At 45.1% G+C, this 26587-nt stretch carries 22 protein-coding genes and 1 pseudogene; 8 read left to right on the top strand and 15 right to left on the bottom strand.

Going from position 1 to position 26587, the window contains the following annotated elements:
* Window position 1: 1 nt before the first annotated feature.
* The 3 genes from A3KS_RS0106695 to A3KS_RS24200 form a co-directional block, all read right to left on the bottom strand.
* Window positions 2-700 carry an ABC transporter ATP-binding protein gene (locus A3KS_RS0106695; protein WP_026394260.1) on the bottom strand — a complete coding sequence of 233 codons (699 nt, stop codon included), beginning with the start codon at window positions 698-700 and terminating at the stop codon, window positions 2-4.
* A gap of 89 nt (window positions 701-789) precedes the next feature.
* Window positions 790-1041: a hypothetical protein gene (locus A3KS_RS0106690; protein ID WP_026394259.1), complete on the bottom strand. Its 252-nt coding sequence runs from the start codon at window positions 1039-1041 to the stop codon at window positions 790-792.
* 270 nt (window positions 1042-1311) lie between these two features.
* Window positions 1312-1515, bottom strand: a complete 204-nt coding sequence (locus A3KS_RS24200; RefSeq protein WP_341349830.1) for a MerR family transcriptional regulator — start codon at window positions 1513-1515, stop codon at window positions 1312-1314.
* A gap of 85 nt (window positions 1516-1600) precedes the next feature.
* On the opposite strand from A3KS_RS24200, the gene A3KS_RS20390 reads away from it, so the two are divergent.
* Window positions 1601-2011, top strand: a complete 411-nt coding sequence (locus tag A3KS_RS20390; RefSeq protein ID WP_051355713.1) for a carboxymuconolactone decarboxylase family protein — start codon at window positions 1601-1603, stop codon at window positions 2009-2011.
* Window positions 2012-2145: 134 nt separating this feature from the next.
* On the opposite strand, the gene A3KS_RS22460 is transcribed toward A3KS_RS20390, so the two are convergent.
* The 5 genes and pseudogenes from A3KS_RS22460 to A3KS_RS23105 all read right to left on the bottom strand — a co-directional run.
* Window positions 2146-3147: an Ig domain-containing protein gene (locus tag A3KS_RS22460; RefSeq protein ID WP_051355712.1), complete on the bottom strand. Its 1002-nt coding sequence runs from the start codon at window positions 3145-3147 to the stop codon at window positions 2146-2148.
* A 107-nt stretch (window positions 3148-3254) separates the two neighbouring features.
* Complete coding sequence (locus tag A3KS_RS20380; RefSeq protein ID WP_035355526.1) at window positions 3255-5045, bottom strand: KAP family P-loop NTPase fold protein; 1791 nt, start codon at window positions 5043-5045, stop codon at window positions 3255-3257.
* Between the two features lie 29 nt (window positions 5046-5074).
* A complete protein-coding gene (locus A3KS_RS22455) occupies window positions 5075-6121 on the bottom strand; it encodes a restriction endonuclease (RefSeq protein WP_051355711.1) in 1047 nt (348 codons plus the stop codon).
* Window positions 6122-6237: 116 nt separating this feature from the next.
* A complete protein-coding gene (locus A3KS_RS20375; protein ID WP_084504918.1) occupies window positions 6238-7269 on the bottom strand; it encodes a type I restriction endonuclease subunit R in 1032 nt (343 codons plus the stop codon).
* 181 nt (window positions 7270-7450) lie between these two features.
* Window positions 7451-7678 (bottom strand): annotated as a pseudogene (locus tag A3KS_RS23105) (type I restriction-modification system subunit M N-terminal domain-containing protein); the annotation flags it as partial.
* A 347-nt stretch (window positions 7679-8025) separates the two neighbouring features.
* Between A3KS_RS23105 and A3KS_RS22445 the strand changes: the two are divergent.
* Together A3KS_RS22445 and A3KS_RS0106645 are read left to right on the top strand one after the other, a co-directional pair.
* Window positions 8026-9150 carry a family 16 glycosylhydrolase gene (locus tag A3KS_RS22445; protein WP_026394255.1) on the top strand — a complete coding sequence of 375 codons (1125 nt, stop codon included), beginning with the start codon at window positions 8026-8028 and terminating at the stop codon, window positions 9148-9150.
* 243 nt (window positions 9151-9393) lie between these two features.
* The gene (locus A3KS_RS0106645) at window positions 9394-10194 is read left to right on the top strand and encodes an alpha/beta fold hydrolase (RefSeq protein ID WP_026394254.1); all 801 of its coding nucleotides are present in this window, start codon (window positions 9394-9396) and stop codon (window positions 10192-10194) included.
* A 95-nt stretch (window positions 10195-10289) separates the two neighbouring features.
* Here A3KS_RS0106645 and A3KS_RS20365 read toward each other — a convergent pair whose 3' ends face one another.
* Complete coding sequence (locus tag A3KS_RS20365; protein ID WP_051355710.1) at window positions 10290-11900, bottom strand: diguanylate cyclase domain-containing protein; 1611 nt, start codon at window positions 11898-11900, stop codon at window positions 10290-10292.
* Window positions 11901-12674: 774 nt separating this feature from the next.
* Entirely contained in the window at window positions 12675-13349 is a 675-nt protein-coding gene (locus A3KS_RS0106635) for a Crp/Fnr family transcriptional regulator (protein WP_026394253.1), read from the bottom strand.
* Window positions 13350-13465: 116 nt separating this feature from the next.
* Here A3KS_RS0106635 and A3KS_RS0106630 point away from each other — a divergent pair, with 116 nt between their 5' ends.
* Window positions 13466-13948 carry a permease gene (locus A3KS_RS0106630; RefSeq protein ID WP_026394252.1) on the top strand — a complete coding sequence of 161 codons (483 nt, stop codon included), beginning with the start codon at window positions 13466-13468 and terminating at the stop codon, window positions 13946-13948.
* The gene (locus tag A3KS_RS0106625) at window positions 13945-14676 is read left to right on the top strand and encodes a permease (protein ID WP_026394251.1); all 732 of its coding nucleotides are present in this window, start codon (window positions 13945-13947) and stop codon (window positions 14674-14676) included. The genes A3KS_RS0106630 and A3KS_RS0106625 overlap by 4 nt, the downstream gene beginning before the upstream one ends.
* Before the next feature lie 149 nt (window positions 14677-14825).
* Here A3KS_RS0106625 and A3KS_RS0106620 read toward each other — a convergent pair whose 3' ends face one another.
* Complete coding sequence (locus A3KS_RS0106620) at window positions 14826-15236, bottom strand: hypothetical protein (RefSeq protein ID WP_026394250.1); 411 nt, start codon at window positions 15234-15236, stop codon at window positions 14826-14828.
* Between the two features lie 167 nt (window positions 15237-15403).
* Window positions 15404-16948 (bottom strand): sensor domain-containing diguanylate cyclase, encoded by a 1545-nt coding sequence (locus A3KS_RS0106615; protein WP_026394249.1) that lies wholly within the window; start codon window positions 16946-16948, stop codon window positions 15404-15406.
* Window positions 16949-17272: 324 nt separating this feature from the next.
* Here A3KS_RS0106615 and A3KS_RS0106605 point away from each other — a divergent pair, with 324 nt between their 5' ends.
* Both A3KS_RS0106605 and A3KS_RS0106600 read left to right on the top strand, forming a co-directional pair.
* On the top strand, window positions 17273-18220 hold the full coding sequence (locus A3KS_RS0106605; RefSeq protein ID WP_026394248.1) for a chitobiase/beta-hexosaminidase C-terminal domain-containing protein: 948 nt from the start codon (window positions 17273-17275) through the stop codon (window positions 18218-18220).
* 283 nt (window positions 18221-18503) lie between these two features.
* The gene (locus A3KS_RS0106600; RefSeq protein WP_051355709.1) at window positions 18504-19547 is read left to right on the top strand and encodes an alpha/beta fold hydrolase; all 1044 of its coding nucleotides are present in this window, start codon (window positions 18504-18506) and stop codon (window positions 19545-19547) included.
* Window positions 19548-19604: 57 nt separating this feature from the next.
* Here the strand turns inward: A3KS_RS0106600 and A3KS_RS22440 are convergent, their stop codons facing one another.
* Window positions 19605-22790 (bottom strand): methyl-accepting chemotaxis protein, encoded by a 3186-nt coding sequence (locus A3KS_RS22440; RefSeq protein ID WP_051355708.1) that lies wholly within the window; start codon window positions 22788-22790, stop codon window positions 19605-19607.
* 298 nt (window positions 22791-23088) lie between these two features.
* On the opposite strand from A3KS_RS22440, the gene A3KS_RS0106590 reads away from it, so the two are divergent.
* Window positions 23089-24354 (top strand): BTAD domain-containing putative transcriptional regulator, encoded by a 1266-nt coding sequence (locus A3KS_RS0106590; RefSeq protein ID WP_026394246.1) that lies wholly within the window; start codon window positions 23089-23091, stop codon window positions 24352-24354.
* Window positions 24355-24556: 202 nt separating this feature from the next.
* Here A3KS_RS0106590 and A3KS_RS0106585 read toward each other — a convergent pair whose 3' ends face one another.
* Window positions 24557-25078, bottom strand: coding sequence for a 3-isopropylmalate dehydratase small subunit (locus tag A3KS_RS0106585; protein ID WP_026394245.1), 522 nt, complete (start codon window positions 25076-25078; stop codon window positions 24557-24559).
* 13 nt (window positions 25079-25091) lie between these two features.
* Complete coding sequence (locus A3KS_RS0106580) at window positions 25092-26378, bottom strand: 3-isopropylmalate dehydratase large subunit (RefSeq protein WP_026394244.1); 1287 nt, start codon at window positions 26376-26378, stop codon at window positions 25092-25094.
* Window positions 26379-26587 lie beyond the last annotated feature (209 nt).

Here is a 26587-nt window from a genome sequence, read left to right as displayed (position 1 = left end):
CCTACCATTCTAATTGGCTCGCTGGTATTAATGAGGTGTTGAAATAGTCTTCACTAATTTGACCATCTTTAATTTTTATGACCCGATGAACCATGTCTTTAATTGCGGTATTATGGCTGACAATTAACATCGTCGTTCCATATTTTTTATTGATCGCCTCAAGAAGTATAAGTATTTCCTTAGCCGCCTTGTAATCCAGGGCGCCAGTTGGTTCGTCACAAAGTAATAGCTTTGGATTCTTAATGAGGGCTCTGGCAATGGCGCATCGTTGCTGCTGTCCACCAGATAATTGAGAAGGGAATTTATTCTGGTGTTCTGTTAGACCTAATATATCCATAAGTTCATTAAGATCTAGGGGTTCCTTTGTAAGGTACTCACAAACCTGAATGTTTTCCTTAACTGTAAGATTAGGAACGAGATTGTAAAATTGAAAAATAAAGCCAAGATACTCCCGTCTATACAAAGATAATTCCTTTGAATTTAGCTTTGTGATTTCTAGGCTATCAATATTAATGCTTCCGCTTTCAATATCGTCCAAACCACCAATGGCATTAAGAAAAGTGGATTTACCGGAACCGCTGGGACCCAGTATCACACAGGTCTGGCCTTTTTCCACATATGTTGAAAGGCCTTTAAGCACTTGAACATAGCTCTCACCTTCACCATAACTCTTTTTTATTTTATTAATTTCTACGAACATACTTTCGCTCCTTCTTTCAATTCTTTATTAGAAGTATGGTTTATTATTTATTTTCCGGCGTCTTACTCCATTGTACCTGTAAACAATGTTCAGGCTTCCCAGCCTATTAATTCGGCGGCCATATCAAAGGCTAATTCTCGATATTCCAGATAAAACATCACCCCGATAATCACTAAACCGCCAATCAGAAAAACAAGGTACATAATCCCCAAGCCTTTCAATCTTTTATTTCCGGTTGCCTTGCCATTTTTGTAATTCATATAGGCCATCGTTCCAAAAGAAAAAATAAAGATCGCAATGGGAAGCAGGCTGTTAACGATGTGTTGTTGAAATGAATCCATGTACCCTCCTGGATAGCGATTTTTGAAACAGCAGTCTTTTTTAATCTGGCAAAGTTGATTTTTAATCTAAATATTCTTTTAGTCAATACAGATAAATTCCCCCAATTCAACACGACTTGATCCAGCATTAATCTTTTTTTCGATAATACTCGATTTTGGCATCAAGGTTACAAAGATTTTGGGCCCATTTCTGCTGTTCAGCGACAACGTATAGGCGATGGGCTTCAAGCATCACCAGTCGTTCGTGGCTGGTCTGATCGCCTTCGGCTCTCAAATCGGAATATTTTTTATATCCCGCAGAGGCATCCCGGTCTCTTTTAATCGCTGAATGAAACGAATCCATTCAATATCGTTTTCGTCGTAGTTACGTCGCCCCCGGGCATCACGGGAAACAGCAATCAATTCCTTCTTTTCATAATATCGCAGGGTATGTTCACTGATCTTGGTCAGTTCGGTCATTTCGCTAATAATCATGATAAAACCTTTCAAAATAATGGTTGACTTAGACCATAGTCTAAGCACTATACTGGGATTATAAAGAATTTGGAGGTAATCACATATGGATCAAACACGTTATCAAATTGGTGTCGCACAGTTAACAAAAATTGATGGGGTTGGCGGCGAAAAAGTAATCGAATCGCTGAAAACAATCGCCCCCGACTTGGGCAACTATATTATTGAATTCGCCTTTGGCGATATTTACTCCCGGCCAGGGCTAAGTCTTGAGGAACGGGAACTGATCACCATCACCAGCCTGCTGACCGCTGGCGGCTGCGAACCCCAGCTGGATGTACATATCAATGGTGCTTTAAATGTCGGGATTTTACCAGAGAAAATTATTGAAGCCTTTATTCAATGTATCCCCTACACCGGATTTCCGAAAGTTTTAAACGCGGTTGCCGTTGCCAAAGAGGTCTTTGCATCGCGTGACGCACTCGCCCGTGACCAGCAGACTACTGGCATGAGCTGAGCTATAGCAGTTTTTGGAAACGGCTGAAATGACATCTTAGAGTAAAAGGAAGCGGCATGGGGCCCCGTCGTTAGAAATCAGTTCGTTAGTATGTTCTGCTAATGATAGGACCCCCGCATCTCCAGAAATAATAATCAATTTCGAGTATAATTTATAACACGAACACTACTACCAGTTTGTTCTGATTCTGTTAGAGTATTGGTATTAGAATTATCAACATATTGATCGGGAGGGTTTACATCCATTTCAACTTTTTGAAACGCCGTACTTCCAGAACTCGTTGCGTATGGTTTATAATAGTTCCACTTGTATGCTTCGATTGTTCCAGATTTTCCATCTCGACTGATTGAAACAATCCGATAGCGATATTCATGCCATTTCATACCCAACCATAATAAACCTGATTCTACATTTGGCTCTCTGATCTTTAAGTGCGGTCCTGCAAATTTCAATGAACGATTATACCAATCGCCTTTAATATTATTTAAGAATGCATCGACACTAACATAGGGTGTCATAGTTGCGCCGGGGGCCACACTACCTTTTGGAAAAATAAGAATATTTATTCCTTCTAAATGCAAACCTAAACCCTGGGTGCCTGCTTCTGCTCCATTTTTAGCCCAGTCCAGCCAACCATAGTTTTGCACATGGACCTGATAGTAAATATCAAACAATTCAGCATCTGAACCAGTCAGATTAATACGGATCGCTTCCAGTCGAAGACCTTGACCAGATGTTCCGCTCGTGACACCATCAATTTTTGATCCCTGCCAACCAATATTTTGTACATGGGTGCTGTAAGATACCCCTAGATCACAACCCTGCTGATCCAATTTTATTTCGATACCTTCGAGACGGAGACCTTTTCCCGAAGTGCCGCTCATACCACCATTGCTTTTCCATTCCTGCCAGCCTTCGTTTTGTACATGGGTGCGATAGAAACAAGATGGGGTTGTCATTGTATCAGTGTGGACTGATACTGATTCCTCACTAAGTTGGACATTGTCTTCAGCAACTATAGGTATTTGAACATCAGCATATTCTTGCGTTTCTGCTATTACTCCAATTGGAATAGTGGTTAACAGCAGCATGAAAGCTAAAAACAAACGAAAAACGAACTGAAATTTATTTTTCATTTTTTCCTACCTTTCGTTTTGATAAAGCATATTTTTATGCTTTTTTTATTAGTTTTCTGGCGCAACAACTGATATCGTTCAGTTGTTGCAACCAATAATTGCTCTTTTCAGTCTTTATACAACGCTTTTAATGAATCAAGAATAGACCTTACCTCATTATTCAATACATTCAAAATTCCTTCTTCATTATCATATTTAACGGTATTAATCGTTTTAGAAAAACAATGATTATCATCACATTCAAAATCGTTTGCTTCGGCCCACCCAGATAAGTCATCAAAAAAGACACCACGATCGTTTTTGTTGGGATTATTGTTTTCGTCAAATCTGAAAATGATTTTTGTAAACTCCGTATCAAAATCCGTTTGTAGTTGAAAACAGAATTCCACCTTATTTTTTTGGATGCTAAAAGTACCACTAGCAGATACATCCTGAAATTTCCAGTCACCACGATCTTGATTTGATTGATATATTTTTAAATTTAACTCCTTATATTTTTTTAGAGTAAAAAATACCGATTGTTTAACCAGTCTGCGATTGCTTCTTCGAATCATCCATGATTTTTCGTCCTTGTTTTCGGTAAGATCGTTTGTTGAAATGATCGATGATAAGTTTAAAAGGTTAATGAATTTTTCTGTTTCTTCTTCTGATAAATCTCCATCCTCATTGTGATCAATTGCTTTATAAAAGATTTCCATAAAATAGCAAATTTTTCGTAACTCGTCATCATTTTTTATTCCGAGTTCCTTGTATAATGAAGTACCATTATTTTCATCTAAATAAGATTTCTGATTTTTTAATTTTTGTAAAAAGTCACCATTTGAGACATCACACTTATTTAATATAATATAATTATACAGATTTTCAAAAGACAGCTGAGCACAGAGGATAGCAAACAGTAATTTTTGTCCAACTTCATCTAATTCAGAATCAACTCCATATATCTTTTTCAGTAAAAGATAGGCATTAAAAAGGCGTTTGATCGCTCTGGGGTTTGAGCCTATTGAAGCTTGAATCAATTTAATATAATAATCAATCGTTTGATTTTTGTTTGTCATCTCATATTGGAAACCAATTTCTTCCAACATATTATTGATGAATTTATACATGTCATATAAAGCCACCGGCATTTTAAAAGGCACCTGGATGATTTTATCAAAGAATGCCTTTCCTTTTTCCTCATCCAATGTATTACCATATTTTTCGGAAATTCCTTGCGAAACGACCTGGTAATCAATGGCGAGAATAAATACGCAATTTTCACAATCCAAAAATAGTTTTAATACCTCTAATAATTCAACTGCCTTTGCAGGGTTTAGTCGATCCAAATCATCAACAAACACAACCACTCGATCTTTACCTGACGTTACAAGAACTTGTCGAATGCATTCTTGAAACTGCTCTTTTAACATTCCCAGTGAAAGTGTTGCATCGATTTGATCAGCATTAGCTGAGGCATTACTATCTACAACTTTTACAACACCTTCAGCTACGTTACCAAAACCACCAACTTCTGCAGCAACAAGCGCCCCTGCTTTTATAACCTTTGCCACTCCATTAATTATTTTTTTCATCGAATCGCTCATTTTTTCATCTAGTCCCGGTAAAGTGTTGATCAACTGTCTGATAAGAGATAATGAAATCTCATCGCCCATATTGAATTGTGAATATCGCCAGGTATTAAACCAGGAAACAACAACTTTCTCCTGCACAGTCTCTTTTATCATATTCATAAAGCTGGTCTTGCCACTTCCCCAATCTCCTTGTATGGCGATTGTCATTGGGGTATTGCATTCCAATATAAAACTAGATAACCCCTGTATATATTTTTCAATATTGAATAAATCTTCATTAATTGAAGAAGTCGGACGATCTGTATAACCTGAATACTTTGCCATTTTTATGACCTCCTTATTTAAATTAATTCTTAATTAAACGCATCATTAATCCCATCAAGACCTACATCAATCAGCATACTCGCAAATTCATGTTGATCAATCAAACGCACCCCATCTAATTGTGCTTTTTTCTTGGTTTCATCAGAAAATTCAGCACTGGTAACCACCCAGGTCATGCGGGTATAGGCGTCATCAGGCACTTCTTTTTGTTCTTTGTATCGAGCGATCTGATTTACTGCCCGTTCAGATGTCAGACCGACATGGTGTTTAACCTGTACGTAAATAATACACTTTAAGAGCTCAAAAATGGCAATAACATCGGCATCCGCCCCATCATATTTCCCCGGTTCATTTTTGGCTGGAATCGTAGTCTCCGTTGCACCAATTTTTTGCATGTACCACTGCACCATTTTTTCAAATTTCCGGTCATTCAGCTTATTCAGAATTGCACTGATCAGGTTTTCACCCATTGCCTTACTTGCTTCATAATGAAAGTCTATCCGACTGTTGGTATGAGCCCGATCGACAGCATCATTCACATCCATCGCCAGATCACTGATGTTTGCCGTTGCTTGCCGTATCTTCATCCTAGAAATCAAGGCGGAACTGCAATAGCCATCCCGGGGAATATTCAGTTTGATTGGTTCAACCCGAATAAAAAAGCCTAGATCAATTTCTGCTATCTCTGTATCATTTCGCTGAATGGACAATAAACCGTCCTTGTCTATAAAAACTTTAGTATTCATTTTTTCCAGCGCCTCGTTAGGCAAACTGGTTAATGGTTTAGCTGTTTCAATTATTTTATAAACAGAAAACTCCCCCCATAATGGGATTACTACCTGATCACCCACTTCAAATTCAAACAGAAATTTTTTCAAATTATGACGTGGTCGAAAGCTTGCTCCGTAAATCGTTTCCATGTCAGCTTCAAATTGATCCCGAACAACTTTGGTGTCACTATCATATTTTAAGAAGTCGCTGACATAATCAGCAAAACCGATGGTTACATAATTCTGGTCCAACAAAGGCTTTGCAGCCTCATAACCGTGCGAAATTCGATGCAGCCAAATATTCATCATTTTCCTCCTGAAAAGTTTTATTCTCTTCAACCGATTTTAAACGAACGATTGTTACAAACATTATCCCACATTACTATTCCTAAATCTGGTACAGGTCCTTATTTTTACACCCCTCACCCAATCCGCACCGCATTCTCCTTAACTGCCTTAACAATTTCCACCAGCCGCTGCTGTTTGGTCAGATCGAACAGCTTGCCGAAGCTTTGTGGTTTGTCAAAGGGCGGTTTCATCAGTTCGGTGACGTTTTCGATGTAGCTGTTCTGGACCACGTAGTCGATGACCTTGCGGACGAAGACGATCTGGGATTGGTTCAAGGTCTGGTCGTCGATAAAGTCGGAGAAGGCCGCCATCGCCGCCTGGGGTTCCAGTTTGGCGATCTTGCGGATCAGCAATCCAAATGGCGTTTCGCCGAATTCGCGCTGATAATCAGCCTTGCTGCCCAGTTCTATGGTGAGGATGTGCTCCAGCACCTGGTAGTCCGTCTGGGTCAGGGGGATATTTTTGCGCAGTTTCTGGATTGCCAGGGTATCCTGATGGTCATTGACATAGCGGTTTACCTTCATTTTATAATCGCCGTAGTCATAGGCCGCTTCCATCACCACTCCCTCGTTGCGATTGATAATCGGATCGTAGAGGTTGGTGATCACCGCTGACTTTTCCTGGCCGTTCTCAATGATAAACTTTATCAGCTCGCGGAGTTCCTGCCGCACTTTTTCAAAGGCCAGCAGATCTCCGGCGGTCCAAAATTCATCGGTAGTGACCGTCTGGATCAGCGGTAGCCGGGCCTTGATCTGGGGTATCGTGATTTTCTGCTCCAGCTCGTTCATCAGGCCGCACGGCTGGCGTTTAGCGGTATGATAGGCCGGCAGAGCTTCAATCTGGCTCAGCATCAGGCCGTAGATCAGGTTGTCAAAACGCTTGGCCGGCTCGTCGGTGTCGGCCATAAAGTCCAGCGACGCAATTTCATGGACCAGGGCGCCCTGATCCTGCTCGCTCAGGCAGATGAAAGCGCTGGCCGGGCGGAATTGTTCGACAAACCGCCGTCTTAAACTGACCGCAATCAGCTCGGGGTTGAGGCTCTGGACCTGATCCAGCACCGTTTTTACCAGCTCCTGGCGCCAGTGCTGATAGCTTGTTGGCAGCATAGGTGCTGACCTGCAGGTGGCGGATCAGCCGCACTCGTTTGGCAAAGATGACCTCACTGAGAGATCCGGTCTCGCGGCTTTCGAGGCCCTCCTTATGGGCCCGGAAAAACTCAAAATTGCCGAGATAGTCAAAGATAAAAAAGCGCCGCTTGTCGGTATAGTTGCCATCGATCAGATCAGTGCGGCTCCAGCGCAGGTTCTGGCCGGCCTCGGTGGGGGGAAAGATTTTGGGCATGGTTTCGCCGGTGAGATTTTCAAAACTCTCGTTTTCCAGTTCTTTTTCGTCCAGTGACCGGATAAACATCAAATAGGTCAGCTGTTCGATGACGGTAAGGGGGTTGCTGATCCCGCCGGCCCAGATATCGGTCCATATTTTATCAACTTTGTTTTTTACTTCGCCTGTGATCATTTTTTCTCCTGATTTCCTGTGTCTATTTTATCTGCCAGTTTTATTTTTAATTTGACAGCTTTTATTTGGTGGTTTTATCTTGTGCATTTATTTTTGCATTCGTTTATAATTATACGCCTTTTAACAAAAAATGGCTATTGCAAATTGTACTTTTTCCGCCACGCTTTTTCTCTATTTTCACTTTTATTAATAAATGACAGCCATTTGTCCGGCCCAATTCCGGTGATTGGTAAAGGACTCCGATGACAGCCGAAAATCAACTACGATGGCTCTATAATTAAGATTCCTTTGATAGAATTCCAACAAAGAATAATTATCGCTGATGAACGATTGCGAGGAGGTGTCCCATGAAAATCATGTCCATTGTCGGGCTACTCGGTGTGCTGCTGTTTGTGTTCGTGTTCCCGGTTCCCCTTTACGCCCAGACAGCCACAACCGCCTCTCTGGGGGCGGTTTATCGCGGCCATATTCAGGATTACGGAGATCTGCCGGCGGATAACGGTGTCGTCACGGATGGCGGCCTGTTGGGCACCACTGGCGAAGGCAAACGGATTGAAGGGCTGACTGTGGAGTTAACCGGGGAAGCCGCAGCCACCGGGAATTACAGCATCCGCTATAATGTCCATATACAAAACGAAGGCTGGCAGGCGGCCACTGACGAGCCGCTCAGTTGGAAAAAGGACGGTGACTTTGCCGGTTCCCAGGGCAAAAGCCAGCGGCTGGAAGCAATTCAGCTGCAACTCACCGACGCCGCTGGTCAACCGGCAACCGATTATGCCGTTGAATACCGGGTTCATATTCAGGACTACGGCTGGTCCCAGGGCTGGAAAAAAGACGGGGCCATCGCCGGCACCGCCGGTGAATCCAAACGACTGGAAGCCATCCAGATCCGGATTGTGCCCAAATTTTCTGGCAGCCTCGATCCCGCCGTCTTTAAAGCCTCCAGCCATCGCCTCGGCCAGACCCAGTTCAAGCCCGAAAACGTGGCCGTCACCGATGGCCAGCTGGCGATTACCATCCCGGCCGGAACAATGGCCAGCGGTGAAGTTTCCAGCACTGATTTAAAGGGCTATGGCAGCTATGAGATTTCGATGAAACTACCCAATGCACCCTCGTCGATCACCGGTTTTTTTCTCTATGCCGCCCCGGATTATGATCAGGAAATTGACATTGAAATCTATAATCAGCCGGATGGCAAAATCATGTTTACCAGCTATGCCAACGGTGCTCTGACCCAAACGCTGACCAGCGATCTGAGTTTTGACCCGACCGCTGATTTTCATCACTACCGGATTGACTATCAGCCGGACACCATCGATTTTTATGTCGATGATATTCTGCTGACCCGCTTTAGCGAGGGGATTCCGCACAACCCGATGTATCTGATGGTTAATGCCTGGTTTCCCAACTGGCTTGATAAAAAGCCAGCACCCCAAACCCAGCAGTTGCTGATTGATTGGATCCGCTATTAAAAACAGCCGCGACATCCTAATTTAAAGTAGGTTGTCGCGGCTTTATTTTTTTCTGATGTGCAGATCTTCTGGTAAATTAACAGCGGCGCACCATCAAGTATCATCGTCAGTCCGATTGCTGTGAACCATTCTTTTTTTCATCCTTTACAATTCTGCCATTGACGAACCCTTTTTTTATCGGTACACTTAAAAAAAGACCCATTCCGCCGGGAATGGGCTAATCTGCGAAAGAAGGTCGTCGTCATGCTGGAAAAAACAACCACCTCTCCCCGGGGCACCGTTCATTATTGGATCGCCCGGCACCGGGATCCTCAGGCAATTTGCCTGGTCTTTACTCATGGACTTACTGCCAATCATCGGATGTTTGATCACCAGGTTGCTTATTTTAGAAAGCATTACACCGTCATCAGCTGGGATCTGCCGCTCCACGGGGCTTCGCGCCCCTATGCCGATTTTTCATTTCAGCATGCCGCCGCCGATCTGGACGCCATCTTCATTCAGGAGAACATCCCGGCGGCGGTACTGATCGGACAGTCGCTGGGAGGCTATGCCTGTCAACAATATGCCCTCGATTTTCCGGATAAGGTGCTGGCCTTTATTGGGGTGGATACCTCCCCTTTTGGCCGTTCCTACTATTCTCGTTCAGACCGCTTCTGGGTCCGGCAGGTAGAGTGGCTGTCCCGCTGTTATCGCCATGACAAACTGGTAACGGCCATTGCCAAAGGGGCCACTCATACGAAACGGGGCTTTGATAACATGGTCGCGATGCTAAAACCCTATGACAAGGCGGAACTCTGCCGGATCATGGGGATCGCTTATGCCAGCTTTCTCCGCGAAAATCAGGATACGGCGTTTGAGTTCCCGGTGCTGCTGACGCTGGGCGAATATGACCGCTTCGGCAAGGTCTCCCAATACAACTGGGCCTGGGCGGCCAAAACCGGCTATCCCCTGAAAGTCATCCCCGCGGCCGGCCATAATGCCAATGTTGATAATCCGGTTGTTTTTAATGCCGTGGTTGAGGATTTTCTGGATCGATTACCATAAATCATTAGTGCTCCGAAAAATATAACACCATTTTGACATGATTAAAGCTTAACATGATGAGGTTGGGGGCTGCCGTAATCATGCCTCTTCCCCGTTCATTCAATCCAGATTCCCTTTGCTGCAGTATCATAAATGCCTTTTTTATGTCGTAACTTGTCGGCATACATCTGTTCGTCGGATTTCTGCATAAACTCAGCCATGGTCGTTGCCGGATTTTTACTGATGGCATAGCCCATCGACATGCTGATCACCAGACTGGCATCCTGATTCTGAAGATTGTAGGCCGTCACAGCCTGCCGGATGCAATCCCTGAGATCATCCGCCCGCTGCTCATTACAGTTCGTCACCACCGCCAGGAACTCATCGCCGCCAATCCGGATGATGCTGGCGTTTTCGATAAAGCATTGGGTAAAAAGATTGGCGGCATTTTTAATCAGGATGTCCCCTTGGAGATGACCGTGGGTGTCATTAACTTCTTTCAGGCCGTCAAGATCAAACATAAACACCGTGATCGGATGGGCTTCCTCGGAAACTAAGACCATCTGATTCAAAAAGGTACGGTTGTATAACCCGGTGAGCTGATCATGATACAATAAAATCCGGATTTCTGCTTCCGCTTTTTCCCGGGCGATGATATCGGCGTTGAGCTCTTCAGTGACCTGCTCCAGCTCCTTTGTTTTTTGGGTCAACTTCTTATTGAAATTCTGCAATTGCCGAATCCATAACAAACCGACAATGGCCACTACGACAAAAATCAGAACCACCCGCCAAAGCAAGTCATAATCGATTGCTGATTGCATTTCGACGGCAATATGTTCATTAGAAATTTTCTGAATCTCCTGGGGTGACAGGGTAGCAATGCCCTTGTTTAAAATATCTCTGAGCATCGGCTCATCTTCCACCACGCCCATTCGGAAGGCGTAGGTATAATTGGGCACCTGCCCGGCAATTTTGAGATTGAAAAAACCCTGACTCTTAATGGTAAAGGCGGCCATAGTCAGCGAGCGGATGGTTAAATCGGCCTGCCTGGTCTCCACCATTTCAAAGGCAACCGCCTCGGATTCGACAGTCATAATTTCCAGATTGGGATAATCCCGCCGGATGGCTTCTTCGGTACCGGTTCCTTCCGGCAATACCAGCGTTTCTCCCGAAAGAGATGCCAGATCAGAAATATAATCATGTTCCGCCCGGGTAATCAGAACACTGGGGTCAGAAAAATAGGGTTCTGTAAAAACCAGCCATTGATCCCGATAGGGGGTCTGCAACAAAAGTCCCAGCACCTGACATTTACCCATCCGGGAATTTTTGAGACTTTCTTCCCAATCCGATGTGGCAACCAATTCCAGCTCCACGCCAGTCCGGCTGGCGATGAGAGCAACCAGATCAACGGCAATCCCTTCGGCCACACCCTGCTCATTGATCCGTTCATAGGGCTCCCAGTCGGGATCGATACAAATTTTCACCGGCCCCAGGGCATCCAGATATGCTTGTTCCGCGGCGGTCAATTCCACCTTCTTGTCACTCACCTCAGCTATCTGGTTGGGCGTAGCAGTTTCCCGACGGGGGACTGGGTTTGTTACGATTTCCCCGGGTGATGCCAATGAAAGACCGGTGACCATCGCCACTGCCGTGAAAAAGCCAAGGATGATTATTCCTGAAATTAGTTTGCAATACTTACTTTTTCCATGAGCGCTGCTCCGTTTCATATCTTGCGCCTTCCTGAAGAATCCGACAAAGCTCGAGTTTTGACCGGCTGACGCCCTCTTCATTTCATTTTTCGTATTTACGAATCATTATATAACAGAAAGTGATGCTTGAAAACAATTTTAAATAGCTTCAATCAAGATCAACGCGGTTTTTGTAGCCGATCAGAGCTGCCGAAGACGTTTCTCATTGCCCGCTGACAACGCCGTTTGATCTCTTTATTATTCCCAACAAAAAATAATCACAACTGTATACGAATATTATACAAACGTTTACAGTTTGTCTATTTACTTCCTGATAAATGGTGATATAATAGGATCATATCAAAGATCAACTCAATCATTTTCAGGAACGAGTGAAAGAATCATAGTGTCAACCACTCAATAACAATTACGACGCTGGCAAACAAATCAATGTACCGACCCGAGGTTGAAGGTGAAAATTTGACCATGATGAAATAATTGATTGACAGGCCGGGAAAACAATCTGCAACAAGTCAGATCTTCCAACTATTAAAAAGCGAAATCTTTTTAACTGCCGGATATCCCCTTATAAGTGTGTAATAGTTAAACTGAATAGTGAAAAAGAAGGTTTTTGATAAAATCAAAAGAAGGAGTCCAAACGGATGACTACTGAGATTGTGAACTAGGCCGGTTTCGCAGGTTAAATGGCGGAATCGGTTCTAGTTCTTTTTTGGGTTACTTTGGAATATTACTGCTGGCAATTAGATCACCATTTATTATCCGCCTAGCCTCAGAATATAAGCGGGTCGTTTATCAACCTGTTCTGGCATCTAAATCTTTGATGGTAATGGTTTTGGCATCATAATCGATCAATCCATCCTGGCGCATTTTGTTGAGCTCCCGGCTCAGGGATGATCGCTGAATCCCAAAGCGCTGGGCCAGATCTTTTTTAGATGATGGCAACCGGATTACCTGACTTTTCTGAATCTGGGACTCATAGTGTAAAAAATCAATGATACACTGGCGGATTGTTTTCATCGAGATGGCATTGATCTTGTCGGTGAGAATCAGGGTTTTATCGGAGATGGCTTTCATCAACCCGATCATAAAGGTGCGGTTCATCTGGCACAGTTCCAGAATCATTTCCTGATGAAGATGGAGGATCTCCACCGGCGACTGAGCCAGCACCGTCATCGGATAGTTGTTGCGACTGGAGAAAATCAGATTGGCCCCCAGCACGTCGCCATCCTGAAAAATACTGATGGTCAACACATTTCCCTCGCGGTCGAGATTCTGAACCGCCACCCGGCCGCTAAGAATCAGATCCATGGTTCGGCAGCATTCGTTCTGAAAATGGATCACCTGATCTTTTTCATACTCCCGTTTCTCATAGTAATGGGCTCTGAAAATCTGATTCAGGGCTTCGTCTGAAAAATCTGAAAAAAGGCTGTGGCTGGATAAAATTGTCATGAAATCCTGGTAATTCATAAAATAACCTCCTGAGGTGTGACCATGGTAACTTTTTATTCCGCTGATCTACAGTATACTATAGAAAATTCGAATTTTGAAGCTGAGATTCGCATAATCCACTTGGAGGTTAACGGATGGACATTTTTACACTGATTTTCTGGGTGATTACCCTGGTATGGCTGGGATTTTCGCTGAAAAAAGACAAGAGCAAAACCCTTAAGGCCATAAAAATGTCCGGGGGAATGATGAAAGGGATCGCCGGGGATATCCTCGGCATCTTGCTGTTGATTGGTCTGATCCTGACCTTTGTGCCGCCGGAAACGATTAAAGCCACCATTGGTCAGACCAACGAGGTTGTTTCGACGGTGCTTTTCGCACTGCTGGGAAGCATCACCCTGATCCCCGCCTTTGTCGCCTTTCCACTGGTGGCCTCACTGGTGGACGCCGGTGCCAGCATCGTTCCAATTGTCGCTTTTCTGACCACGCTGACGATGGTCGGAGTGGTGACCTTTCCGCTTGAGAAAAGAGAATTCGGTCTGAAATTCACGCTGATCCGCAACTCACTGAGCTTTGCTTTTGCCCTGGTGATTGCCCTGGCAATGGGGGTGATCCTATGACATTTTTAAAAAACCAACTCAAAAACAACCGCTTTCTGATGATCGTGATCCTGGCTTATGTGGCCGTTGGCATTTTCGCTCCGGACAAATTTCTGCCATCCCTGGGCAACACCTGGTATTATGTCAAGGAAATGCTGATGATCATGCCGGTGATTCTGCTGTTAACCTCGCTGATATCCGCCTGGGTACCAAAAGAAACCATCGAAAATGCCTTTGGCAAAAACTCGGGCCTTAAAGGTTCGCTGTTTGCTTTTTTACTGGGCAGTTTTTCAGCCGGTCCCATTTACGCCGCCTTTCCGGTCTGCAAAATGCTGCTGAGTAAGGGCGCCAGTATTGCTAACATCGTCATCATCCTGTCCACCTGGGCGGTGATTAAAATCCCGATGTTAATCACTGAAAGCAAATTTCTAGGCCCCGAATTCATGCTCGTCCGCTGGGTTCTGACCACCCTGGCGATTTTTCTGATGGGCTATATCACCTCCCGGTTTGTCAAGCCGGAGGATCTTCCCGCCGACGATGAAGCAGCTGCCGCTCTGGATGGTCCCATTGCTGTGAATGCGGACTATTGTGTGGGCTGCGGCCTGTGCGCTAAAATCTCCCCCAGCCATTTTAAAATGGTCGACAAAAAAGCGATGGTCATCAGCCAGACCCTATCGCCCGGGGACGGCCTGGCCATCAAGGATGCCGTGGCAAAATGTCCCGCAAAAATCATCCGGTTTTATCGCTGAAAAAATCCCTCTGCTGCTGTTCTTTGGCAGCCGGGGGATTTTAGTGTTTTTATCGGCTTGGAATCATCCATGTATATCAAAACCGTTGATGGCGCTTTGCCTTTATTGTTTCGGCATTTTTTACTGGCTGTTTCACTCGCCCTGACAGCTTACGCGGTTTTTAGTAATCCTTTTTCGCCACATAGTCGGGTCAGCTCTTCGCCGATGATCCGGGTCATCTGATTAAGGTCAATATTTTCGCCATTGAAGACATCATACCAGCCACCGGTCACAGCATCGCCGACGGTTTCTTTAAGGATACCGCCAACGCCATTGTAGGTTTTGGTGATCGTCACGGTGGTTCCGCTTAAAGCCACCTGAATAACATATTTGTCTACCGGTGGAAACTGAATGCAATGCATAATCCCTTTTCCGGTCAACTGGGGTTCCCCGCAGGGATAGGTTCCCGCTTTCATAATATCATGAAGTTCTTCATAACTTAGTTTTTGGTTGAGTTTCACCTTGTCATAGCTTTTAATCATATCTTTCGATCCCTGTTTAAACTTGTCAAAAAATCCCATAATTGTACTCCTCTGCTAATTGAAATGGTTACGGTCCTAGTAAAAAGCACTTCTCTTCAAAGTTTAACCCATTCATCAGCCATCCACAATCGCAGTTCACGCCGAAAACCAACCATTCACGAAGTCCATTAAGCAGATCCGCTTGTAAACCATCGATTTAGATGGTTCTAGGGCCGGATATAACAGCTGCGGTTTTTGCCAGCTTTTTTGGCTTCGTAAAGACCCTGATCCGCCCGTTTAATAACATCCTTTTCGTCGGTATCGCCGGGGCTGCAGTAAGAAACCCCCATTGATACCGTGATCCGACGGGACTGACCACAACAGTCATAATAAAAGGAGGCGGCGACTTCCAACAGTTTTGTGGTAAAGACCTCAATATCGTCTTCCTTAAGCCCCTGACAGACCAGCAGAAATTCTTCGCCACCCCAACGGAAAAGTTTGTCCTTGCCCCGAATATGCTGGTTAATGACGGTGGCCAGTTTGATCAGCACCTCATCCCCGACATCGTGGCCACACTCATCATTAACTATTTTAAAACCATCAATGTCGATCATAATAAAGGCCGGGCTTTCCCCAGCGTGTTTATAGGTTTTGAATGTTTTTTCCAGACATTCATTCCCCGCCCGCCGGTTATAGGTTTGGGTCAGGGGATCAAGATAAACGGCAGCCTTTAGTTCCTGCTCAGAATTCCGATAATACCAGCCTTCAATCCGACTCATGGCGACAGTCATAATCACAATCAGGACAAAAATAAAGCCAATCAGCCCCAGCAGTAACCACATGATTCTTTGATTACTTTCTGCCGTAGCGGCGCTGACATAGGAGCTGATATCATCGAGATGCACGCCCATGGCGACAATCCAATTGTAGTCGGGATATAGCCGGGCATAAGAAAGCTTTTCTGATACCACGTCCGAATTCAATTTTTTAAAAAAGTAGGTGTAAAAAATCTCACCTGAGCCTTTGACTCCCTCCAGCTCCTCCAGATAGGGAAAGTTTCCTTGAATGTCAGTCATATTGGTGGACAACAGCTGGCCCTCTGTGTCTTTTAAGTTGGGATGAATCAGGCGAATGGCGTAGTTGTCACCGCCTTCAAAACTGACCACTTCATTCACCCAGAAATAGGCATCGTTGGAAAACCGGGAGGCGTGAATCAGCTGCCGGATATTCTGTTCCACAATTTCCGCCACCCGACTTTGACGCACGCCAAAAAATACCTGATAGGATCCATAATCCTTTTTAACCGATGATGTCATCTGCGGGGTGAGCAGCTCGGTTTTTTCTAAAAAGGTCAGACTTTGATCCACATCAGAAAGGTTCACTGAATAAAGGATTCTGCTGGTGGCTGAATCAGCGATCAGCACCGTTAAATAAGTCTGTCGGATCGGATCCTCAAAATAAAGGATCGCCTGTTCCAGAAAAGCATCCGGATTATAGACATAGTAACCATCCAAAGCGGTTTCTGCCAACTGGTTAAGTCTGGCAAATAGGGTTTCCTGGGCCTGACGTTCCTGGTCGATGGTTAAAATCAGGTTGTCGACATTATCTTTTAAAAAAGTTTTTTTCACATCGATGATACTGGCTTCAATATTTTTTTCATAGACGGCTTCTATTTGAAAGGACAGCAGCAAAAAAGCCAGGCTGCTTAACCCGCCGAGAATTAAAATAATAACCACCAACGTCAGACGGTATTTTTTTCGCAATGGTTCCATCGTCAATCTCCTGTCGATCAATTATACACCACAGCCCATGCCGCTGCTATCGGCTCATTCATAGCTCTGCACATAAGACACGCTTTTTTTTCGCATTCCTTAACACTTTTCTTTATTATACCATCATCCAACCAAATTGGTAAGCTGATATCAGCAATCAATGGAATCATTTTAAATTACCAAACACCCGCATTAATCAGAAATTTCTCACGGTCACTTTTTTTAATTGGCGATTGAGATGATGATATATTTCAAATCGGACGGGTATGTAGTTAGTATAAATGACCGCAAAAGCCTTCACACTGTGGAAGGGAGGTGAAATTCATGAAAGACTCAGAATTTTGTCCAAAGTGCGGAGCAAAACTGGAACCTGGCGAACCATTCTGTGGAAATTGCGGCTTTGATACCGAATCAACCGCCAATGCCATGCTGGTTCCGCAAGATCCGATTCAACCGGTTCCAATGGTATCAGCTCAAATTCCCAGGCCCCCAAAAACATCGTCGAGCGGATCCCAGAAGACGGCGATTATCATCCTGTCGGTTCTGCTGGGGGTAGTTGTTTTAATCGGCGGTGCAACGTTTTTATGGTTTAGTCTCGGAAGCAGGCTCATTTCAAATTCAACTAACACCGCTGCCAATCACAGCACCCAGGGATTGACAGGGGGAAAACAGGGGACCATCGAGTTGCCTTCTTATTCCTTAAACGAAGGCAGTTACACCTCGTCTCAGAAAGTTGAAATCAACAAGCCCGCCGGTGAGGAAATTGTTGTGTATTTTACCATTGACGGCAGCGACCCGACTGACAAATCCAGCCGTTATGACAGTGCCATCGTGCTAAACACGACGACCACCCTGAAGAGTATTGCGATTGACAAGAATGGCAATACAAGTGGTATCAAAACAGGCTCCTTCACCATCACCATTCCGCAACAGGCCACAACTCAGCAACCAGCAGCTACGACTACCCCGGCAGTTACCGTAGAGCCCGAAGTCAGTGAATGGCAGCAGTTCGAAAATAACATCAGCGGAACATGGCAGTGGACCGACGGCAGCGGATTTACCCTTTATTATCAGTTCAGCAATGGCATGTTACTGGTAACTGATGGCGGCAGCGACTATTATTATGATTATTACTCTTCAACTGTAACCACCGGAACAAACGGCACCATTGGCACCGTTTATACTGGCGGCGACCAGCTCTACATCGACTGTAACCCCCTGGGTGACAATGCCATCTATATCAATGGTTATCTTTGCACCTATGTGCCCTGACTAAAATTACTGCAACCAAACCAGAAGGGAGTTCGAACCAATGACCATAAAAAAACGAAACAGAGGCTGATTCTGCACCAGTAATGCGGAATCAGCCTCAATGATTTTTTGATGACGCCGGATCTCGCGGTTCAAGTCAGCCCTGCCAATCTTATTGTTGAGAACCCACTTCCCGCTTGACGCCTGCAAAGTGTTCCGATATAATCGAAACATCCTGTCAATCGAAGCGTTGGCTGTTTAAGTGCGACACTCCTCAAAAATTCATTGGAAAGAGGACCGAATCATGGTGCTATTTTTTATTCTGCTACTGACTTTCATCAGCATTGTCACCATTCTGCTGATGCTCTTCGTTTCCGGTAAAATGATTCCCTTTAGCGATATCAACGGCCAGGTACTGCCGGGCAGTTTGTCAGAAAAATCCTGGGTCCCAATTAACGGGGTAGAAATGGGGATGATCATTAAAACCCGAGACCCGACCCGGCCGGTGCTGCTCTTTGTCCATGGTGGCCCGGGGATGCCCGAATATTGGCTGAACGCCAGTCATCCTTCCCGCCTCGACGAACTCTTTACCGTCGTGTGGTGGGATCAGCGGGGTGCCGGACTATCATACAATACTAAAATTTCCCCGGAGACGATGACCACCGCCCAGATGGTGGCCGATACCATTGCGGTAACCCAGTATCTGCGTCAACGGTTTCAGCAGAATAAAATCTATTTGATGGCTCACTCCTTTGGGACCTATGTCGGGATTCAGGCCGCCGCCCAGGCACCTGAGCTTTACCATGCCTATATTGGGGTAGCTCAGTCGGTCAATCTGCCCCTGTCGGAGGAGTTAGCCTATGAATTTATGCTGGACTTCTATACCGATGATAAGAAAAACCTGGAACTACTAAAAAAAGCCCCTTACGGCACCGCCGCCTACGAACGAATTCGGGATCAGGTGATGCATGAGGCCGGGATTGGTACCACCCATACAATGTATTCGGTGATTACCGGGATTTTTCTGGCCGTGATGACGCACCGGGAATATATGCTAAAGGAGAAGATCCAGATCTGGCAAGGCAAAGCATTTTCTCAAAACACCGTCCTCAACGACGAATTCCGGCAGGCCAATCTCAGTGACATTGTCACCCGGCTGAAGCTTCCTGTCCTGTTTTTTTCCGGTGTTTATGATTACACCGTCAATCATCATCTGTCCGAGGTTTATCTGGAAGAAATCCAGGCTCCGGAAAAGCATTTCTATCTTTTTGAAGACTCCGCCCACAGCCCCATCTTTGAGGAACCGGAGGCGGTGCTGACGATTTTAAAAGATTTAATCCACCGATAATAAAAGCAACCTGGACGTATAAAACGCCGAGGTTGCTTTTTAATTGAGTCGATGCTATTAATACTTGTCCATTTCTACGTCATCCAAGAAGATATCAATCTTTGGCGACGATGAACTTACTAGCTTTGGTGCCGGTTGCGCCGGGGTTCTGTTACTACTGCCCAAACGCTTACCTTTGAGACGGAAGGCACCCACCATCTGTTTTAAGATTTCCGCCTGACCAGAAAGCTCCTCACTGGCGGCGGCACTTTCTTCGGCGGTGGCGGAATTGGTTTGCACCACCTGGGAAACCTGTTCAATCCCCTGGTTGATCTGAGCAATTTCCGATGCCTGGTCATTGGATGCCCGGGCAATATCACCGACCAGACTGGTGACCTTCTCAATTTGATTGAGGATTTCTTTTAAGCTATCGGCCGTTTGTCCAGCAATTTTTGAACCCGCTTCAGTTTTCGAAATCGAGCCCTCGATCAATGCGGTTGTTTCCTTGGCGGCATCAGCACTTCGGGCCGCCAGGGTCCGTACTTCTTCGGCCACTACTGCAAAACCCTTGCCATGTTGCCCGGCTCGGGCCGCTTCCACCGCGGCGTTGAGAGCCAGAATATTGGTCTGGAAGGCGATATCATCAATAACCTTAATGATTTTAGAAATATTACTGGACGCCTCATTGATTTCCACCATCGCTGAAACCATTTGAGCCATTTGCCGGTTACCAACCTCAGCATTGGTTTTAACTTCAGACGCCAGTTCATTGGCGTTATTGGCATTTTTTGCATTTCGCATCGTTTCACCAGCTACTTCTTCCATGGAAGCCGTAAGTTCCTGGATCGAGCTGGCCTGTTCCGTGGTTCCCTGTGACAGAGCCTGGCCACCATCAGAAATCTGGAGCGCACCAGCTTCTACCTGACCGGCGGCTTCATTGATATCCGCCATGGTGGTGCTGAGATTTGTCGTGATCTCGTTTAGCGCAGTCTTAATGGCTTGGAAGTCGCCCAGATAATCATCGGTTATTTCCAGCGTCAGGTTCCCCTGCCCGATTTCATTAAGGGTATCTGAAATTTCATCAACATAGCGTTTCAGGAAGGTCACCGTCTGGTTCATGTCGTCTTTAATCTGGGTATAGTCGCCGTTATAATTCCCCACCATCCCTGTATTGAGGTTCCCCTTGGCGAGTTCTTTGAGCGTTGATGAAGCTTCCTGAATTGGCGCTACCACAGCATCCAGGGTGGCATTGACACCGTCAACAATTTTAGCAAAGTCGCCCTGATGCTGGTTGGCATCGGCCCGGGTATCTAACTGTCCTTCAATACCGGCCTGAGCCAGCATCGTGGCATCAGCAATCAGATGATCAACCGAATCTTTCACGTCCGACAAACTATTGCGGATCTCAGCAAACTGCGCACTGACTTCCGAAGTGTACTCATCCGCCTGACCGATTTCCAGATCAAACTCCAGATTACCCTGGGCCAGACAGGTCAGATTATTAGCCAGTCTGGCTACCTCGTTGCTGGTATAATTGCTCACCCGGATCATCGGGGTCAGATCGGAGACGATTTCGACAAAACCGACGTTTTCACCTTTGGCATTTTTCAGATAAGCCGTATCCTGCTTATTATTCCGACCACACCATTCAAAGTAGGTCTCACCGATGCCCTGATCAACCAAACGGCGGATTCCACAGCCTTCAGTCTGACAAATATTTGCTCCCGCATTGTGGCAATCCATGCCGACTGCGGAAGCCCGATCTTTGATTACCTTACCGTCAATCATCAGATCTTCAAATGCCCTGTTCATAAATGCCCATTTCATATCGTTATCAGTAACGTGTAGCGGAAAAGGCACTGAATCGATAATTGCTTCATACCAGACCATCTTGTCCACCACCGTATCCAGAGTCGCGTTAACACCCTGAACGATTTCTTTAAAGCCGCCATTAAAGGCATCAGCATCGCCACGGGTTTCCCAATGACCGGCCAGCGCTGCATTAGACAGCATCGTGGCTTCATCGATCAATGACCGGATCGTTTCTACCGTCAGTTTGAGAACCGGGATCACCTCATTCGTTGGGTCTGTAACCTCAATAACAGATGAAACATCGCCATTTGAAATTTTCTTCAACAGACCAATAATCCCAAACTGGAAGGTATCAGCCAGTTGATTGAGGGAATCAGTCATTTCGCCAACTTCATCTTTGGAGGTGATTTCCAGCCGCTCACCCAGGTGACCGGCATTGATTTCCTTGATCAGCACATTGGCGGCAATCACCGGTTTGGCAATACGCCGGGAAATAATATAAGAAACCACCGCCCCAGCTACCAGAATCGCTATTGCAAAAATGATGATCGTATTACGCAGTTGCACAATCGGTGCCAGCATGGCAGCTTCGGACTCAGTGATAACCAGGGTCCAATCGGTTTCCGGGATAGGTGCCACAAAGGCCAGTTTAGTTTCACCGTTATATTCATATTCAAAAGCAGCAACTTCGTTTGATCCTAATGCTTTAAACATAGCGCCAAAGCCCTGCGGTCCGTCTTTCTCAATATTGGCAAAAACATTGGTCTGGTTCATGACTATTTCTTCGCTGGGATGAGCCATCATGCCACCACTGGCACTGATCACATAGCCGTATTTAATTTTACCGTCGCCGAGGGAATTGGTAATAGCGCTTAAAAAATTGGCATCCCGTCTTCCCAGGAGCACGCCTACAATCTGATTATCTTTTTTGATGGGTACTACTTCAAAAACCGCCGGCTTTTTCGTTACCTGACTGATGGCCACATCTGAAACGTAAGCATTACCCTTTAACGCTTCCTGATACCAGATCTGATCGGGTACATCAAACTCACCGCCGCTAATTATATATTTACCGTGGCCATTCGTTCCAATCACCGCCATATCCTGATAGCCCAACCGTTCCACATCACCAGAAATAGATGCCACCTGGATCCCAAAATCCATACCAGTGGTTCGCTCCCGAAGGGCGATCTCATTCAGGGTTTCCAGATTTCCTGAGATTTCAGCCCCAATCAGGCCCGCCGATTCCTCTACATATTCCAGGGCATCTGCTTCCGTTTCCTGGTCAATAATAGCTGCCCCACTATTGACCACCAGAATTCCCAGAGTAATAACGGCTGCCGCCAGGGTCAGCACGGTTAACAAAATAAGCTTAGTCGTCAAGCGCATTTTTACAATAAAACCTTCACCTCCATTCTGATTGTTCTTTAAATCATTTCTTTCTGCCTTCATTACTCATACTCCCTTCAGTTTTTCAGATGCAGCTATTGTTTTTTACTCTTCTCTAAATATATATTACTCTTTGATGTTAAAACCTCTTGGCAGGTGCCAGTATTTATATATTTTTGTCAAAGACGAGAAAATAAATAGTTAGGAATTATTCATATTTAACCCTTGAAAGCCGCAATGTTTAGGATTATACTATAATAAACTCAACAAATTCTAAACAGAATAAAGTGAAACAATCACTATTGAAGACAGCGCAATATATCGCGAAACAGTAGCGTATTTTTATGGAGGCAAATGATTAATGGGCAAACAGTCAACACCTGAGATGACAATAGATTTTAAGATCCTAGTTGAAGAACTCAAAGAATGCGTCTGGGTTTTTGATCTCACTTTAAAGAAATTTTTATATGTCAGTCCCTCCATTTACCAGCTCAGAGGACTCACCGTCGCCGAAGCAATGGCTGAAAGCCTGGAAGACTGCTTAACCATGGAATCGCTGCAGAAAATCAAGAATGAAGGTCTACGTCGTTATCAACGGTTTATTGACGGTGACCGGAGTGATGCCATCGTCTATGATCTCAGTGAATACGAACAATACTGTAAAGATGGCTCGATTAAAATCATCGAAATCTCTACCCGTCTCCAACTCAACACCGATACAAATCACGTCATGATCTCCGGTGTTTCCAGGGATATTACCAAACGCAAGCTGCACGAAAAGAAACTCATTGACACCATCAGGAATCAGCAACAATTCATAAATGATCAGAAATCACCACAAGTGGGTAAACCCGAACTCTCTGTGTATTTTTTCGGAAAATTCAGAGCATTAACCGACAATGCCCTAAAACCGATCAAGTGGCGGACCAGCAAGACTGAAGAACTGTTTGCATTTATCCTGCAGAAAGAAAACCAGTATATTTCAAAAGCTGAAATACTGGAAGCTCTCTGGCCGGAACTCGAACTGGAAAAAGCCAACAAACATCTTCATACCTCCATTTATAATCTGAAGAAAGATTTGAAATCCGTGAATGTATCCTTTCAACTGGAGTTGGTCAACGGTTTTTACTGTTATGATGAACACCGTTTTTACACTGACCTTGATGAATTAAAAAACCTGATTAAAACCTCAGTAAATCCCTATAATTCCTTTGATACCGAAGCAGTCAAAAAAACTGAACGGGCCCTTTTACTATATGAAGAGGATTATCTGGCTGAAAATGATTATCCCTGGGCAAACTCTCAGGCAGCCTTCTACCGGCACCAATTTGAAAAATACGCCTTCGCTCTGGCCCGATATTATTTTCTGAAACGTGATTACCCTTCAACAAAACGAGTCTTAAACAAACTGATCGATATGGATAATCTCAATGAAAACTATCATGAGCTTTTATTAAATGTATTTCTATTTGATGATGATTACCCTTCCTTTTTCCTACATTACGAGGAATTGCGGACTCTGCTCCAGACTGAGTTAGGACAACTACCCAATCCTTCCATCCAGACCTTGCATCAGCAGTACCGTGATTACACTGAAGTCATCATCAACAAGAATGCTCATTTTTAGTGCCCGATAACGCAATCCCTTTCCGTCTCCGTTTTTTCACCTTGATTTTGATCATATTTTAGCACGACGGTCTGCTCTTTGTGAGACTCATCTACATACTACCATCGTCTTACAGCTGCTTTAGTGTGCTAAAAAAAGACTGCCAACCCAGCGGTATGGCAGTCTTCTTTATTTTCATGATTAAATTCAGTACCCGTCGATTCTAGTAATTCTTATCGGCGTAGCCAACCCAGCCGCCTTCTTTGACCAGAGTCTGATCAAATTCGCCAACCTTGAAGTCAATCGTTTCAGATTTCCCATCAGCCTGAATAGTAATCTGGTTACGATCCACATCAACTGCCATGGTCACCGCTTTGCCGGCATAGTTAGCAAACAAGCCGTCAATCGTTTCTTTGGGCAGTTCAATTGCGAACATCCCGCAGTTGTACATATTTTGTCTAAAAATCCGGGCAAAACTTTCGGCAATCACGACGTTGATGCCATTGACTTCCAAAGCCCAGGGCGCATGTTCTCGGGATGAACCGCAACCGAAGTTTTCGCGGGTCACAATGACGGCCTTATCCTCGGTATCAGCCCGGGAAAAACCTGGCAAAACCAGATCCTCCAGCAGATTCGGTTTTAACGCCTCTTTCGTAATTTCGGTCAGATATTTGGCCGGGATGATCTCATCGGTGTTAATATCACTGCGATCTAAAAATAATACGTTTCCTTTAAATGTCTTCATCTCAATCTCCCCTCTAAGCCTTGAATAAAAAAGAATTTTCAATCGTGCCGCTAATGGCTGCCGCCGCGGCTGAGGCCGGGCTCATCAGATGAACCATGCCACCCTTACCCATCCGGCCGTTGAAATTACGGTTGGTGGTGGAAGCACAGACTTCGCCTTCAGCCAGGACCCCGTTGCTCATACCCAAGCAGGCCCCGCAGGTGGGGTTGGTGACGCAGAAGCCGGCATCCTGGAAGATTTCGATGATGCCTTCTTTTAAAGCCATCGAATAAATGGCTGGTGTTGCCGGGCTGACAATGGCGCGGACATTATCGCTGATTTTTTTGCCTTTGAGGACTTCAGCGGCGATCCGTAAATCTTCAATCCGACCATTGGTGCAGCTACCAATATAGATCTGATCGACTTTGGTGCCGGTCATTTCGGCCACGGTTTTGACCTGATCAGGCTTAAAACCCACGGTAACCATCGGTTGCAGTTCCGAAACATTGTATTCCAGCACCCGTTCGTATTCGGCATCCGCATCGGAAACCCACTTTGAATAATCGGCCAGGGCATCAGCTTTGGTGGCAAATTCGTCCTGGATAAAGTCCCACAGATAATCGACAGTGGTCATATCGGGATAGCAGATCCCGCAGGTGCCGCCGGCTTCAATGGCCATGTTACAGAGGGTCATCCGGGATTCCATCGACATCGCATCGACGACCGGACCGGTAAATTCAATGACCATGTTGGTGGCGCCGTTGACCGTCAGCTCTTTGATGATAAAGAGGATCAGATCCTTGGCATAAACTCCCGGTTGCAGGGCGCCGGTGAGAACAATTTTAATGGTTTTAGGAAAATGGAAGGCACAAACCCCTTTTAAAATCCCAACTTCCAGGTCAGTGGTACCAATTCCGGCCGCAAAGGCCCCAAAAGCCCCATGGGTACAGGTGTGCGAGTCGCCCATGATGATGGTGTAGCCAGGTCGGACAAATCCCTTTTCCGGGAAGATGGCATGACAGACGCCGTTTTTGCCAATATCAAAAAAGTCTTTAATATCATGTCGCCGGGCCCAGTCTCTGAGGATTTTACCCTGCGCCGCAGTTTTTGAATCCTTGGCTGGGGTGACATGGTCGATAACGGCCTTGATCTTGGTGGGATCAAAAACCCGATCCATCCCCCGGGCCATCAGATCAGTGATGGCAATTGGTGTGGTGATTTCATGACAGAAAACCCGGTCCAGTTTTAATACATGTGTGTCTGGAAACGGCTCGTCTACCCGATGTGCATCAAATATTTTTTCTGCTATTGTCTTACCCATTTTAATCTCCTTCTTTTTGTCACTTTCTTAATCTCAATAAACTCATCTCTTATTATGACATAAACCTGTAAATAGATCAATAAACCAGATGAAATCAATGCCGCTGGTTACAAATATTTTCAGGCTGACGAAAACTTTTTTAATTCCCCTCTTGACTCTAACCTTAGGTCATAGTTTATGATAGAATCAGGTCAGGGAAAACCGAGCCA

The sequence above is a fragment of the Acetobacterium malicum subsp. dehalogenans DSM 11527 genome, from assembly GCF_000472665.1.
Taxonomy (GTDB): domain Bacteria; phylum Bacillota; class Clostridia; order Eubacteriales; family Eubacteriaceae; genus Acetobacterium; species Acetobacterium malicum.
The sequence above is the reverse complement of the archived record's forward strand: the minus strand, read 5'-3'. Positions and strand labels throughout refer to the sequence as shown.